Consider the following 14,010-nt stretch of genomic DNA (forward strand, 5'->3'; position numbering starts at 1 on the left):
GGCGGGCGGGAGCCATTTTGTGCGGAACCACATCTGCACTTGGGCGCCGCCGAGGACGCTGCGGTGGATGCGCAGGTACCCGCCGGTGGACTCGGCGGCGCGGCGGGCGATGTCCAGGCCGAGGCCGGTGGAGCCGCCGCTGCTGCTGCCGCGTTTCAGCGCCGCGTCCGGGTCGGCGATGCCGGGGCCTCCGTCGGCGACGAGGATGCCGGTGACGCCCTGCCCCTGGTGGAGCGTGACGACGAAGCCGGTGCCCTCGGACGTGTGCCGGAAGATGTTGCCGAGCAGCGCGTCCACGGCGGCGGCCAGCTCGGTGCCGGGGAGCGGGAGCGGCGCCGGGCCCTCCGCGCCGATAAGCTCGCAGGAGCGTCCCTCGTCCTCGGCGAGGACGGACCAGAACGCGACCCGGTCCTGCAGCACCTTGGACGCGTCGCAGCTGCCGCGCCCGGTGGGCCGGCGGACGGTCCGGATGATCTGGTCGACCTCGCGTTCGATGCGGTCGACGGCCTCGCGGGTCTGCTCGACGACCGGGCCGTCGCCGAGCGCCTCGACGTTGAGGCGGAGCGCGGCGAGCGGGGTGCGGAGCCGGTGCGACAGGTCCGCCGCCATTTCGCGTTCCGCCGACAGGAGCTGGACGACGTGATCGGCCATCGCGTTGAACGCCAGCCCGGCCTCGACCAGCTCGGGCGGCCCGTCCGGCTCGATGCGGACGGACATCTCGCCGTCCCCGAACGCGCCGGCGGCCTCGGCGAGCCGGCGGGTGGAGCGGATCATGCGGTTGCCGAGCCGGTCGGCGACCGCGACGGACCCGGCGACGAGCGCGGCGGCGACGGTCGTCATGACGAGCCACGCCTTCCACACGCCGCGGGACAGGTCGTCGTCGGGCAGGTAGACCTCGACGACGGCGGTGCGGCCCGCGTCCAGCGACACCGGCTGCAGGAGCGCGTACCCGCCGTCCACGCGGGCTGTGTAGGAGCGGCCGCGGCGTCCCGCCTCGGCGAGCTGCTCGGAGCGGGCGCCGCCGTCCGGGGAGGCGTTCCTCGGGACGATCCCGCCGTCCGGCATGTGCACGGTCATCCGCCCGGCGGCGCCCGCCTGGGTGCTGGCGACGGCGCGTTCGAGCGCGGCGGGGTCCTCGGTGACGACGAGGACGGGGCCGAGCGCGCTGGCCTGCCGCTCGGCGGTGGTGAGGGCGCGGTCCCGGGCGATCTCCCGGACGGTCAGCGCGAGCGGGATGAGGAACGCCAGCGCCACCATCGAGGTGACCGCCAGCGACACCAGGACGAGGGTGCGCCTCATGATCTCGGGTCTGGCTCGGCCAATCGGACCCCGACCCCCCGCACGGTGTGCAGGTAGCGGGGCGCGGCGGCGGTCTCGCCCAGCTTGCGGCGCAGCCACGACAGGTGGACGTCGATGGTCTGGTCGTCGCCGTACGCCTGCCGCCACACCTCGGCGAGGAGTTCGCGGCGCGCCACGACCCGTCCCGGCCGGGCGGCCAGGTAGGCGAGCAGGTCGAACTCGCGGCGGGTCAGTTCGAGCGGCGCGCCGTCCAGCGTCGCCTCGCGCCGGTCCAGGTCGATGTGCAGGCCGCCGACGCTCAGCTCCGCCGTCGGCCCGGACCGCACCGACCTGCGCAGGACGGCGGCGAGCCGGGCGCTGAGATGCTCGATGGAGAACGGCTTGATGAGGTAGTCGTCGGCGCCGGCGTTCAGCAGCCGGACGATCTCGGGTTCGTCGTCGCGGGCGGTCGCGATGATGACGGGCACGTCGGAGATGCCGCGCAGCATCTTCAGCACCTCGGCGCCGTCGAGGTCGGGGAGCCCGAGGTCGAGGACGACGACGTCGGGCGGGGACTGCGTCACCTCGCGCAGCGCGTCCATCGCGGTGCCGACGCTGCGCACGACGTGCGAGCGCACGCTCAGCTCCCTGATCAAGGCGGTCCGGACGTTCGCGTCATCCTCGACCACCAGAACACTCGCCATGGCGGAACCGTATGCCACCATGTGCCCATGCGTCGCGCAATGTCGTATGTTGCCCCCTGGGCCGGGGTGACCGCGCTCGCGGTGGCGCTCTCCTGGCTCGGGGTCCGCGACGTGGTGCGCAGCGCGGTGTCGGAACGGTCGGCGCCGCCGCCGATCGCCGGGCCGATCATCCACTCCAGCCCGTCCGACCTGCCCGGGCCCACTTCGATCGGCCTGCCGACGTCGAGACCCGCCAGCCCGCCCGCCGGCAAGGACGAAGGGCCGTCGCCGTCGCCATCTCCTGAGCCGTCCGGCCGGGACGACGACGCCACCCCGAAGCCGCCGGACAACGTGCGCAGCTACGCCACCCGCGGCGGGCGCGCGGCCATGTCGATCGAGAAGGACCGGGTGCGGCTGGTGTCGGCGACGCCCAACCCCGGCTACGAGACGCGCGTGACCCAGGCCGAGGGGTGGCTCCGCGTCGACTTCCTCAACGACGACCGCACCTCGTCGGTCATCGCGTCGTGGTACGGGCAGAATCCGGCGGTCAAGGTGTACGAGTACTGAACCCGTCCCCCGGTCGCGGTCAGTACCGCGACGTGACGAACTTCTGCGGCATGACGAACATCGCGGTGGCCTCGACGGTGACGCGGCCGTCCGGTGCGGCGATCGTCCCGGCCGCGTAGACCTTCCGTCCCTCGACGCGGCTCGCCTTCGCCTCGACGAGGAGCGGGACGCCGAGCGGCGTCGGGCGCCGGTAGCGCAACTCCAGGGTCGCGGTCATTCCAGGCGTCCCGGTGGCGGCCGCGGCCATGCCGAGGACCTGGTCGAGCACCATCGCGGAGACGCCGCCGTGCACGTACGACGGCGGACCCTCGTAGACGGGGCCGAGCGTGAACTCGCCGCGGACGATGCCGTCCGAGGTGACCTCAAGGTCGACGGGCGGCGCGACCGGGTTGAGCCGTCCGGTGACGGGGTTGGCGACCTGCCGGTCCATCCGGCGCCCTTCCCCGAGGCCGCCGTACGCGGCCGCCCTGATGTCGCCGGACGCGGCGAACGGGGGCGCCTCCCTGCGCTCGGCCGTGAGGCGCGCGGTCAGGGCCTTGACCTGATCCGCCACGGCGGCGGCCTCGGCGGCGCCCGCGCCGGTCAGCACGGCGGACTCGGCCAGCTCGCGCACCCGGTCGGCGAGCCCGGCCAGCGCCGCGACCTCGTCCTCCCCCAGCAGATCCCGTTCCACCCGCGCACTCCTCCTTGCGGGGACGTCCCCCACGTCTCCCGATCAACCGAACGCGAGTCTAGGAGGCGAGGCGGGATGCGCCGGACACCGGGGTCGATTCCACCGCATTTCAGAAGCCGGTCCGTTCAGGAGGCGGTCCGTTCAGGAGCCGGGCTTCGGCGCCTGGCTGGGCCGCAGGCTGCCGAGGACCTTCGTCAGCTCCGCCTTCGGCATGGCGTCCGGGACGCCCTGGTCGGACATCAGGACGAACACCGTCGTCTTGCCGGGGGCGACGCCGGGCATCGCCACCGTATGAACGATCCCGGCCGGAGCATCGCATCTCCCCTGGGCCTTGATGACGACGTCCGCCCGCACATGGACGCCCTTGCCGCGTCCGACCTTCACGGTCTTCGGCGCGCTCAGCGTGACCACCGGCGCGGGATCGCCCTTGACGGTGTAGGCGTGCGTCGCCCACTTGTTCGCCGCGTGCCGCGCGACCTGCGACACGTCCCCCTCGACGTACTGGTTGAACCCGGCGCTGCCGCGGTTGTAGTCGGTGTCGCCGTCCTTGCAGGCGTCCTTGCGGTAGGTGGCCACGGAGCTCATCATGACCGGCTCCTTGCCGTCGAGGCCGTCGAAGCCGCTGAGGGTCTCGGTGGGCAGGATCCGCCAGGCCCTGGAGACGTCGTAGGCCATCCCGTACTTGGCGCTGCTGACGGCCCTCCAGCCCTTCACCTTCGGCGGGACGGTGCTGACAGGTTCGGGCTCCGGCGAGGACGGCGGCGGCGCCGATGACGTGGACGCGCCGGCGCCATCGTCGTCGTCCTGGCCGAGGCCGGAGATCTGGAACACGGCCAAGGACACGATGACCACGAAGGTGACGACCATGACGAGGTAGGCCGGCCAGGGCCGATGCCGCCCCGTCCGCGCCTGGCGCCCGCCGGCGGCCGGGAACATCGGAGGGCCGTCCTTGGACATCGGCACGCCGGGCATCGGGGGGTGGGAATCGATCTCGGGCGGGTCCCAGTCCTGGCCGGGCAGCGGGTACGGGTTCCGCTGTCCCTCGTCACCGCCGATGCCGCCGGAGCCCTTGTCGCCCTTCATGTCCGGTGACCGTAGTGCACCGGCAACGGCCCCATGCTCGGTGTAGCGGTCCAATGACCGAATTACGCGAAACTGACGAGAACGCTCTGCGCCGACGGCCGCGAGCCGGGTTTAGATAGATTCCTGCAGTACCTCCCTCGGGAGCCCTGTCAAGGAACGAAGGAACCACCAGTGACGGACAAAGTCCCGCCGCCTCCCGATGACGTCCCGCCCGATCAGCCTCCGCCGTATCAGGGCGCCTACGGGCAGGCTCCGGGAGCACCCCCTTACGACCAGCCACCGCCCGGCGGGCCGCCTCCTCCCGGCGGGCCGCCGCCCGAGGGCCAGTACGACCCGCGCTGGGGGTACGGGCCGCCCGGCGTCCCGTACGGCATGCCGCAGCAGCCCCCGCAGGAGACGACCTGGGCGATCTTCTCCTATGTCGGGATGGTCCTGATCGGCTTCATCGCACCGCTGATCATCTACTGCGTGAAGAAGAACACCGAGCCGTTCACCCGCTACCACGCGGCGCAAGCGCTGAACTACCAGATCACGCTGCTGATCCACGTTCTCGCGGTCGCGGCCGTCTGCGTGCCGCCCGCCATCGCGTTCGACAACCCGGCGTTCCTGGCGGCGCTGATCCTCCCGTACCTGGAACTGGTCATCGGGCAGTGGGTGTTCATCATCCTGGGCGCGGTGAAGTCGGGAAAGGGCAAGTACTTCCAGTTCCCGACCTTCTTCTGCTTCCGGATGATCCGGTGACCCCGTTGACCACGGCGGCTCCGGCGCCTCACCGCGCTCACAGGTAGGTGCGGGCGTACTCGTCCAGCAGCGGCAGGACGGCGTCGCGCCCGGCGGACGGCACGCGCAGCACGACCTCCTCGATCCCGAGCGTGGCGTAGTAGTCGAGCTTCTGCGGGCTGGGCGCCGTCCCGAACGGGATCACGGGCACCGTCGCACGTCCCGCCCGCTCGCAGGCCCGGCGGAGGTCGGGCAGCGCGGCGCGGATTCCGGCGCCGCCGACCGGCAGCCATCCGTCGCCGTATTCGGCGATGTGCGCGAACAGCGTGGGGCCGGGTGCGCCGCCGAGCAGCACGGGCACCCGCCCGGACGGCTTCGGCCACGACCAGCTCGCCTCGAAGTTCACGAACTCGCCTGTGAAGGACGCCTCGTCGTCCGTCCACAGGGCGCGCATGGCCAGGACGTGCTCGCGCACCATCGCGCGCCGCCGTTTCCAGGGCACGCCGTGGTCAGCCCCCTCTTCGACGTTCCAGCCGTAGCCGATGCCGAGCGCGACCCGTCCGCCGGCGAGCCGGTCGAGCGTGGCGACGGCCTTGGCGGTGACGATCGGCTCGCGCTGCGCGGGCAGCATGATGCCGGTGCCGAGCGTGATCCGCTCGGTGACGGCGGCCGCCGCGGCGAGGGCGACGAGCGGGTCGAGCGTCCGCGCGTACTCCTCGGGCAGGCTCTCGTCCCCGGTCGGGGGCGGCGTGGCGCGCGACACGGGGATGTGGGTGTGCTCGGGGATGTAGAGGGACGCGATCCCGCGGTCCTCGGCCTCCCTGGCCAGCTCGTGCGGCTCCATGGTCAGGTCGGTCGCGAACATCGTGATCCCCAGCCGCATCGCGGCCTCCTCCCATCGCCCTGCCCGGCCCACCTTAGCGATGAACCAAGCAGATGCTAGGTAGGGGTCGGCGGGTGAAGGTCAGTGCGGGAAGGTGCAGACGGCCACGGTCGCGTCGTCGTGCACCTTCCCTCGCGGCCACTTGAGCGCGGACGGGTCGGTGCGCTCTATCTCCCGGGTCCACTCGATCAGCCCGGAGGGGCCGGGGTCGACGGCGAGCGCGGCCAGTCCGGCCCAGTCGGTGACGCCGAACATGTCGGTCAGCCGGGTCGCGCCGTCCGTCATCAGGAACACGCGGCGCAGATCGTCCACCGGCACGGTTCCCGTGAGCGCGGCCTCGGCCGCGGACGGGTCGGCGGCGGCGTAGTGGTGGCCGCCCGTGATCTCCTGCACGCCGTGGCTGCCGTCCAGCAGGACGGTCGAGTCCGCCAGCACCAGGTAGTCGACCAGATCGCCGCGCACGCGCAGGGCCAGGACGGTCGCGGCCGGTGTCGCCGGCGTCCGCAGGTCGCAGGTCGCGCGGTGGGACGCGGCCACGTCCGCGATCGCGCCGGCGAGGCGCGCGACCAGCGGCCGCTCCCCCGGCGTGTGCGCGCCCTCGGGCGGGCCGACCGGCGGACCGGCGGGCGGCCCGATCCCGTCCAGCATCCGGGCGAGCAGCCGGGTGCCGAGCGATCGCGCGTACCAGGCGGTCCCGTGCGCGCAGCCGAGGTCGGTGCCGAGGGGCAGGCCGCACCCGTCCAGCACCACCACGGCCCCGGCCGCCGCGGCGACGAAGTCCTCGTTCCCCCGCTCGGCGCTGCCCTGATCCGTCGCCCACGACACCCGCACCGCGCCCGTCCCTCCTGTCGGCCGCCACCAGTATGAGGGCCCGCGGCGGAGGGGAGGAACACCCGGTGGGACGCTTGATCCCCACACTCCACCGGCAGGGCGCGGGATCGGGAGGGCCGAGGTGAGCGGATGGCTGTCGCCGGAGACCATCGACACGGTCACGCGCTACCTGGACCTGGCCGGGGTGTTCACGTGCGGGCTGCTCGGCGGCGTGGTCGCGCGGGCGGAGGGGCTCGACCTGTTCGGGTACCTCGTCGTCGGCACCGTCTCCGGGCTCGGCGGCGGCATCATCCGCGACACGCTGTTGCAGCACGGCACGCCGGTCGCGCTGACGGACCCGGCCTACCTGCCGACCGCGTTCGCCGGCGCCCTGCTCGCGTTCCTGATCAAGCTCCACGAGGAGCAGTGGGAACGGCTCTTCACCCCGCTGGACGCGGCCGTCATCGGATTCTGGGCGGTGACCGGCGCGCAGAAGACCCTGGCGGCCGGGCTCGGCTGGCTGCCCGGCGGTGCTGCTGGGCACGATCACGGCGGTCGGCGGCAGCGCCGTCCGCGACCTGCTGCGCGGACGCGTCCCGGCCGTCCTGGGAGGCAACGCCCTGTACGCGACGGTGGCCGTCGCCGTCGCCGGTGTGTTCGTCCTGTGCTCGTACCTGGACGCGCCCTCGGTGGGGATCGTGGCCGGCATCCTGCTGGGCCTGGTGCTGCGGACGCTCGCCCACCGTCGCGGCTGGCAACTCCCCGGCGGGCTGGGACTGGAGCCGAGCACCGCGTTGCGAAGCGTCCGGGTCAAGCCACGCCGCGACTCGCAAACCGGTACAGAAGGCCCTGAGGAACCAGGAAAGGAAAAGCCATGAGCGCCGCCGACACCGTTCTCGCCGGGCTGGACGACGTCCGCCCGCACCTGGAGGAGTTCTACAAGGACCTTCACGCGCATCCGGAACTCGGCCTCGCCGAGCACCGCACGGCCTCGCGGGTCGCGGAGCGGCTGCGGGAGTCGGGCTACGGCGTCATCGAGGGCATCGGAGGGACGGGCGTCGTGGGCGTCCTCTCCAACGGGGACGGCCCCACCGTGCTGCTCCGCGCCGACATGGACGCGCTGCCGGTCAAGGAGGACACCGGGCTCCCCTACGCCTCCACGGCGACCACCACCGACGAGGACGGCCGTCCGCAGCCGTTGATGCACGCGTGCGGACATGACGTCCACATGACCTGCATGCTCGGATTCGCCCACCTGATGGCGCAGGCCAAGGACGTCTGGCAGGGCACGCTCGTCCCGCTGTTCCAGCCCTCGGAGGAGAACTCAGCGGGGGCCGACGCCATGGTCCGCGACGACCTGGCCGGCAGGATTCCGCGTCCGGACGTGGCGTTCGCGCAGCACGTCCTGCCCTATCCGGCCGGGTACGTCGGCGTCCGGCCCGGCCCGTTCTTCGCCGCGGCCGACAGCCTGCGCGTCACGCTGTTCGGGCGCGGCGGGCACGGGTCCATGCCGCAGGCGACCGTCGACCCCGTCGTGATGGCGGCGATGTGCGTGCTGCGGCTCCAGACCATCGTGTCCCGCGAGCTGCCCGCCACGACCCCCGCCGTGGTGACGGTGGGCAGCGTCCAGGCCGGTGCCAGTTCCAACGTCATCCCCGACACCGCCGTCATGCTCGTGAACATCCGCTCCTACGACGAGGACACGCGGCGGCACGTCCTCGACGCCGTCAGGCGCTGCGTCAACGCGGAGGCGGCGGCCTCCGGCGCGCCCAGAGAGCCGGAGATCGAGCGTTTCAACGTGTTCCCGCCGACCGTGAACGACGACGACGTCGCCGGACGTCTCGCGCACGCCTTCAAGGCGCGTTTCGGCGACGACTTCCACACCATCGAAATGCTGGCGGCCAGCGAGGACTTCAGCCTGATCCCGGACGCCTTCGACGCCCCCTTCGCCTACTGGGGCATCGGCTGCGTCGACCCCGGCGTGTACGCGAAGGCCGTCGAAGGGGGGACCGTCCTCCGGGACGTCCCCGTCAACCACTCCCCCAGGTTCGCGCCCGTCGTCCAGCCGACGATCGACACCGGGATCACCGCCCTCACCGTCGCCGCGCTCGAATGGCTCGGCTGACGGCTCAGCGGGTTCTCAGACGAGCACGGCACGGTCGTCGACGCGCGCCACGGCTCGGACCGGCGCGCCGTCCGCGCCCGCGAGGGCGATCGGGAAGAGCGACACGTCGATCGCGCAGCCCGCGTCCTGCGCGTCGAGGACGCGGTCGAGCCCGGTGAGGTTCTCGCCGATCACCGCACCGGCACCGCACAGGACGCGATGGGCCGCCAGCGAGAAATCGTCGGCGCCCGGCGGCGGCGTTCGGTCGACGCTCAAGGCGTCGATCGCGACCGTCCGGACACCGGCCGCGACGATCGCCTTCGCGGTCTCGACGGCCGGATACGGATGGGCCGAATAGCCGTCGCCGCCCCAGTGCGCCGACCAGCCCGTCGCGATCAGCAGGACGACTCCCAGGCCGAGTCCGCCGGGCAGCAGTTCCGGGCCGATGGGCGTCCGCGGAGGCAGACCGCGGGCGTCCATCACCACGGCGGGGCCGGTGAAGCGGGAGAGGGGAAGCTCGTCCAGGCGCGGCAGGGAGTCGTCGATGTGGAAGGGGGCGTCCACGTGCGTCCCGGACTGCGACCCCAGGTGCAGGCGCAGGACGTTCACACCCGACCCGGCGACCGTCAGGGCCGGGACGGCCTCCACCTCCGGATCGCCCGGATACACCGGCATCCCGGTGGCGATCGGCACCGACAGATCGAGCAGTTCAACGCCCATGGTTTCGATTATCCCGAGTGCGTTCACCCGATAGCGTTGCGATGTGTTGCCTCATGTGACAGCCATCCGCTACGTGACGCCGCTGCGCGAGGGCGGGTCGCTGCCGGGCGTCGTCGAAGCCGACGACCTCGGGACCTACGTCATGAAGTTCCACGGCGCCGGGCAGGGCCGCAAGGCGCTGATCGCCGAGGTGATCACCGGTGAGCTGGCGCGCCGGCTCGGCTTCCGGGTCCCCGACCAGGTGCTCATCGACCTCGACCCGGCCATCGGACGCCACGAGCCCGACCCCGACGTGCAGGACCTGCTGAAGGCGAGCCCCGGCTGGAACCTCGGCGTCGACTTCCTGCCCGGTTCGCTCGGGTTCGACCCGCTCGGCTGGCGCCCCGACCCCGACTTCGCGTCCCGCGTGCTGTGGTTCGACGCGTTCACCGGGAATGTGGACCGGAGCTGGCGGAACCCGAACATGCTGGTCTGGCACGGCGACGTGTGGCTGATCGACCACGGCGCGACCCTCATCTTCCACCACGCCTGGAAGAACGCGACCCGGCTGTTCTCCGGCCCGTACGACGTGGACGACCACGTCCTCACCCCGTACGCGACCCGGCTGGAGGCCGCCGAGGCCGACCTCGCCCCGAAGATCACGGAGGGCCTGCTGCGCGAGGTGACCGCCCTGGTGCCCGACGTCTGGCTGGACGGCGAGCCCGGTTTCACCGGCCCGCAGGCCCTGCGCGACGCCTACGTCGACATCCTGCTGCCCCGCGCCGCCAAGCCGCGCGACTGGCTGCCCGACCTGGAGACCGCCGGCCGGCAGGGCGGCACCCGATGAGCAACCTCAGGACGGCGGCCGAGCCGGCGATCTTCGAGTACGCGACGCTGCGGATCGTCCCGCGCGTCGAACGCGGCGAGGCGATGAACGTGGGCGTGGTGGTGTACTGCCGCGCCCGCGACTACCTCGGCTGCCGCACCCATCTGGACGAGCAGCGCCTGCTCGCCCTGGACCCGCTGCTGAACGTCGAGGGCGTCCGCGCCGCGCTCCGGGCCGTGTACGCCGTCTGCTGCGGCGGCGAGCGCGCGGGCCAGGCGGCGAAGGAGCCGCCCGGCACCCGCTTCCGCTGGCTGACCGCACCGCGAAGCACGATCGTTCAGCCGGGCCCGGTTCACGCGGGCCTGACTGAAAACCCGGCGGCCGAACTGGAACGCCTGTTGAATCTGCTTGTTAAATGACGCTGAACAGAATCCGCACTCGGCTGGCCGGGAAACGCGCCGGCCGAGAAGCGGAGAACGGTCAATCCCACTCCCAGCGGATGCCGTGATAACCGGCGGCCATGCCGAACTCGATGAAATGGACGCTGTGGTAACTGGACAACCGCAGGTCAGCCGAATCCTTGAGCGCGGTGTGGCCGTCCGGCCGCCACGTCCGGTAACAGCGGGCGGGAAGGGCGGACGGGTGGAACCGGATCTCGATCAGGTATTCGTGCTGCGGGGCGCGGAATCCGCGTCCCTCCTCGTTCGCCGGCGGGCTGGCCTCGTCGAACCCGAAGCCGTACTCCAGCAGGTAGGTCTCACCGCGGCCGAGGGCCCGGTCGAACAGCAGCTCGGCGGCGATGAGACCGCTCGCCTCGTCCATCCGGACGCGGCCGAACCGGCAGCCGCGGACCGTTCTGGACGACGGCAGGACGCCCTGCGGATGGTGGTAGACGGCGATCCAGCGGTCGACGCCGCGCTGCTGCGCCTGGAAGACGGCGCGGACGCGGACCTCGTGGAGCTCGCGGCGCCGGCCGATGAGGTACTGGTCGTGCATGCTCAGCCCGGTGAGCTGCCGCTCCCCGCGGTCGCCGATCTCGTCCAGCAGGTCGCGGACGCCCGGCTCGGGGCACAGCTCCTCCACCGGCAGCCACGGCCCGGTGGCGCGTTCAGCGGTGGGCTTGAGCAGGGTCAGCAGCGAATGGCGCGGCAGTTCGAGGATGACTTCGAGACCGCGGACGGCGCGCATCGAGTCGGCGCGCTCGGGCCGGGTCCGGCCGCGCTGCCAGTAGCTCAGCGTGGACAGGCTGACGGCGATGCCCTGCTCGTCCAGGCGGCGGCGCAGCGAGTCGAGGCTGAGCCCGCGGGCCTGGATCGCCGCGTGCAGGGCGACGTTGAACGGCCCGTACTGCAAGACCTGTAGGAGATCGTCTTCTGCGACACTCTGCACTGTTCGGCCTCCGGATCATCTCCGGCCGGCCCCCGCACAACGGCCTTGACAACTGCAATTGCAACTTCAGCGCTCACTGTAAGCCCCCCGTGGCCCCATGCCAACAGGCAACTTTTGACGTCTCTCCCCGGGCCTGAGCCCGGGAAGTACACCCGGTGGAAACGCGGGGTTCATGGAGTGTAGCTCCGTATGGCCCGCCGGTCATGTATTTCGCGGACACGTTCACAGCGTCGAACTCGGCACCGTGCGTCAATGCCACTCCCATTCAATCCCGACGATGCCGCGTCGAACGGCGCCGACCGCGATGTTCGCGCTTCCCGACGTGCCGATCCACAGTTCGCCGAGCCGCTGCCGCGGCGACTGCGAGCTCTCGGCGGTGAAGCCGTAGCAGCGCGCCGGGAGCCGCTCCCCGTCGAACTGGATGATGGCGACGTAGTCGTGGACGGGATGGGAGAACCGCCGGTCGTAGCTGTCGTAGGCGGGCTCCTCGATGGGCCCGAGCTCGTACTCGACGACGGCGGTGTCGCCCGCGGACAGCACGCGGTCGAAGACGAGCTCGAACGCCACAAGGCCGCCTTCGGCCCGGATGCGTCCGGGGCGGCAGTACCGCACCTCCGCGAGCCCGGCGGTCCCGCCGGCGGCGGGGGCCGAGTCGACCCCGGCGGCGCCGTCCGGCTCGTGGTCGGCGACGTTGCCGCCGTTTCCGGGGTTGCCGGCGCTCCCCGGGCTCCCGGGGCTCGCAGCGAGCTCGGTCAGCCCGACGATCCCGGGCGCCTCGGAGTTCCCGGCGTTGCCCGCGGCGAAGCCGGTGCTCCCCGCGGCGACTCCGGCGTTGCCGGGCTGCTGGACGACGCTCGTCTGGTGGACGCACACCACCCGGTCGATGTCGTCGCCCGCCGCCCGCAGGACGGTGCGCACCGACAGCGTCCAGGTCCGGTGGACCTCGTCCAGCCGGAAGACGTCGTGGATGCTCAGCCGTTCGAGCCGGTGGTCGCCCGACCGGTCGAGCTGCCCGATGAGGCTCGCGTACTGCTCGGGGTCGGGCCACAGGTCCCGCACCGGCCGGCCGCGCTCGCCGGGGCCGGGCGAACCGGCCGTCAGACCGCCGCGGACGGGGGTCGCGGTGGGCGCGGGATCGTCCAGCAATTCGGTCAGCGTCCCCGGCGGGACCTGCAGGATCTCTTCGAGCGCGACGACGACGGTCCGGGACCGCGGACGGCTCCGGCCGCGCTGCCAGTAGCTCAGCGTGGCGACGCTGACCGTGAGGCCGCGCCGGCCCAGCCGGTGCCGTATTCGTTCCAGGGTGAGACCGCTGGCCTGGATGGCCTGCCGTAACGCCCCGGCGAATTCCACGGCCGGATGGTACCCGTCCCGGAAGCCCGATTCATAGATCGGGACATACCAGGCAGGCAATGACAAGTCGGTTGGCCGTACCGGACGGGTTCAAAACAGGATCGACATGAACGAGCCGATCTCGGTGAACCCGACCCTCCGGTAGACGGCCCGCGCCCGCGTGTTGTAGTCGTTCACGTACAGCGACACGGTCGGCGCGACGCCCTGCAGCGCCTCCCCCACGACGGCGGCCATCCCGGCGGCGGCGCGGCCCTGCCCACGCAGGTCGGGCGGCACCCAGACGCCCTGCACCTGGCAGGCCCGCGGGGTGACGGCGCCGATCTCGGCCTTGAACACGACGCGCCCGTCCTCGATGCGGGCGAACGCGCGGCCGTCGCGGATCAGCTCGGCGACGCGGGCGCGGTAGAGCACCCCGCCGTCGCCGGAGTCGGGCGAGATGCCGACCTCTTCGGTGAACATTGCCACGCAGGCGGGGTAGACGACGTCGAACTCCTCCATCCGAACTCGCCGGACCCGCGGGTCGGCCGGGACGGACGGGACGGCCGAGGTCGCCATCACCGGCTGCTCGGAGCGGACGGCACGCGGCGGCCCCCAGTACGGCGCGAGGATCTCCCACAGCTCCCCGACCGGGCCGACGGGCCCGACGATCGACGAGCAGCGGCGCCCCTGCGCCTGGGCGCGCTCGGCGAACGCGCGGACGGCCTCCGGGCCCGCCGCGACCGGGATCAGGTTGGCGCCGGAGTAGCACAGCGAGACGAGCCGGCCGTCCCGCAGGTAGCCCCACATCTGGGCGCCGAGCCGGCGCGGGTCGAGGCCCGCGGCGTGCACGCGGGAGCTGACGAACACGTTGGACACCGGGTCGGCGTCCAGGATCGCGAGGGCCTCCGCCCGGTGCCGGTCGTCCAGCACGCGCACCGGGATCGAGCCCAGCATGCGCACGGC

General features: G+C 72.4%; 16 protein-coding genes. 6 read left to right on the forward strand and 10 right to left on the reverse strand.

The genetic code is table 11. The features are described 5' to 3' along the window. Together E1287_RS28620 and E1287_RS28625 are read right to left on the reverse strand one after the other, a co-directional pair. A partial coding sequence (locus tag E1287_RS28620) for a HAMP domain-containing sensor histidine kinase (RefSeq protein ID WP_131968207.1) occupies positions 1–1,299 on the reverse strand: 1,299 nt, incomplete at its 3' end. Further along, positions 1,296–1,982, reverse strand: coding sequence for a response regulator transcription factor (locus tag E1287_RS28625; RefSeq protein ID WP_207934518.1), 687 nt, complete (start codon positions 1,980–1,982; stop codon positions 1,296–1,298). The genes E1287_RS28620 and E1287_RS28625, both read right to left, overlap by 4 nt. Before the next feature lie 27 nt (positions 1,983–2,009). Between E1287_RS28625 and E1287_RS28630 the strand changes: the two genes are divergently transcribed. Next, positions 2,010–2,528 (forward strand): hypothetical protein, encoded by a 519-nt coding sequence (locus E1287_RS28630; protein ID WP_131968209.1) that lies wholly within the window; start codon positions 2,010–2,012, stop codon positions 2,526–2,528. 19 nt (positions 2,529–2,547) lie between these two features. On the opposite strand, the gene E1287_RS28635 is transcribed toward E1287_RS28630, so the two are convergent. Both E1287_RS28635 and E1287_RS28640 read right to left on the reverse strand, forming a co-directional pair. Beyond that, a complete protein-coding gene (locus E1287_RS28635; protein WP_131968211.1) occupies positions 2,548–3,201 on the reverse strand; it encodes a PaaI family thioesterase in 654 nt (217 codons plus the stop codon). A gap of 141 nt (positions 3,202–3,342) precedes the next feature. Next, positions 3,343–4,284 carry a hypothetical protein gene (locus E1287_RS28640; RefSeq protein ID WP_131968213.1) on the reverse strand — a complete coding sequence of 314 codons (942 nt, stop codon included), beginning with the start codon at positions 4,282–4,284 and terminating at the stop codon, positions 3,343–3,345. Positions 4,285–4,455: 171 nt separating this feature from the next. On the opposite strand from E1287_RS28640, the gene E1287_RS28645 reads away from it, so the two are divergent. After that, entirely contained in the window at positions 4,456–5,025 is a 570-nt protein-coding gene (locus tag E1287_RS28645; RefSeq protein WP_131968215.1) for a DUF4870 domain-containing protein, read from the forward strand. A 37-nt stretch (positions 5,026–5,062) separates the two neighbouring features. Here the strand turns inward: E1287_RS28645 and E1287_RS28650 are convergent, their stop codons facing one another. Both E1287_RS28650 and E1287_RS28655 read right to left on the reverse strand, forming a co-directional pair. Beyond that, positions 5,063–5,887, reverse strand: a complete 825-nt coding sequence (locus E1287_RS28650; protein ID WP_131968217.1) for a TIGR03619 family F420-dependent LLM class oxidoreductase — start codon at positions 5,885–5,887, stop codon at positions 5,063–5,065. Positions 5,888–5,968: 81 nt separating this feature from the next. Continuing rightward, on the reverse strand, positions 5,969–6,718 hold the full coding sequence (locus tag E1287_RS28655; RefSeq protein ID WP_243719497.1) for a protein phosphatase 2C domain-containing protein: 750 nt from the start codon (positions 6,716–6,718) through the stop codon (positions 5,969–5,971). Between the two features lie 509 nt (positions 6,719–7,227). On the opposite strand from E1287_RS28655, the gene E1287_RS44970 reads away from it, so the two are divergent. Continuing rightward, a complete protein-coding gene (locus tag E1287_RS44970; protein WP_207934519.1) occupies positions 7,228–7,575 on the forward strand; it encodes a TRIC cation channel family protein in 348 nt (115 codons plus the stop codon). Further along, positions 7,572–8,822 carry an amidohydrolase gene (locus E1287_RS28665; RefSeq protein WP_131968219.1) on the forward strand — a complete coding sequence of 417 codons (1,251 nt, stop codon included), beginning with the start codon at positions 7,572–7,574 and terminating at the stop codon, positions 8,820–8,822. Before E1287_RS44970 ends, E1287_RS28665 begins: the two co-directional genes overlap by 4 nt. A gap of 15 nt (positions 8,823–8,837) precedes the next feature. Here E1287_RS28665 and E1287_RS28670 read toward each other — a convergent pair whose 3' ends face one another. Then, on the reverse strand, positions 8,838–9,521 hold the full coding sequence (locus tag E1287_RS28670) for a cyclase family protein (protein WP_131968221.1): 684 nt from the start codon (positions 9,519–9,521) through the stop codon (positions 8,838–8,840). A gap of 43 nt (positions 9,522–9,564) precedes the next feature. On the opposite strand from E1287_RS28670, the gene E1287_RS28675 reads away from it, so the two are divergent. Both E1287_RS28675 and E1287_RS28680 read left to right on the forward strand, forming a co-directional pair. Then, positions 9,565–10,347: a HipA family kinase gene (locus E1287_RS28675; protein WP_131968223.1), complete on the forward strand. Its 783-nt coding sequence runs from the start codon at positions 9,565–9,567 to the stop codon at positions 10,345–10,347. Next, the gene (locus E1287_RS28680) at positions 10,344–10,745 is read left to right on the forward strand and encodes a DUF3037 domain-containing protein (RefSeq protein ID WP_131968225.1); all 402 of its coding nucleotides are present in this window, start codon (positions 10,344–10,346) and stop codon (positions 10,743–10,745) included. The genes E1287_RS28675 and E1287_RS28680 overlap by 4 nt, the downstream gene beginning before the upstream one ends. Positions 10,746–10,806: 61 nt before the next feature. On the opposite strand, the gene E1287_RS28685 is transcribed toward E1287_RS28680, so the two are convergent. The 3 genes from E1287_RS28685 to E1287_RS28695 all read right to left on the reverse strand — a co-directional run bounded on the left by E1287_RS28685 (position 10,807) and on the right by E1287_RS28695 (position 14,001). After that, on the reverse strand, positions 10,807–11,715 hold the full coding sequence (locus E1287_RS28685) for a hypothetical protein (protein ID WP_131968227.1): 909 nt from the start codon (positions 11,713–11,715) through the stop codon (positions 10,807–10,809). Positions 11,716–11,964: 249 nt separating this feature from the next. Further along, positions 11,965–13,068 (reverse strand): helix-turn-helix transcriptional regulator, encoded by a 1,104-nt coding sequence (locus E1287_RS28690; RefSeq protein ID WP_131968229.1) that lies wholly within the window; start codon positions 13,066–13,068, stop codon positions 11,965–11,967. 90 nt (positions 13,069–13,158) lie between these two features. Beyond that, complete coding sequence (locus tag E1287_RS28695; RefSeq protein WP_131968251.1) at positions 13,159–14,001, reverse strand: GNAT family N-acetyltransferase; 843 nt, start codon at positions 13,999–14,001, stop codon at positions 13,159–13,161. Between the last annotated feature and the right edge of the window lie 9 nt (positions 14,002–14,010).

This window comes from Actinomadura sp. KC06 (assembly GCF_004348735.1).
Classification (GTDB): Bacteria; Actinomycetota; Actinomycetes; order Streptosporangiales; family Streptosporangiaceae; genus Spirillospora.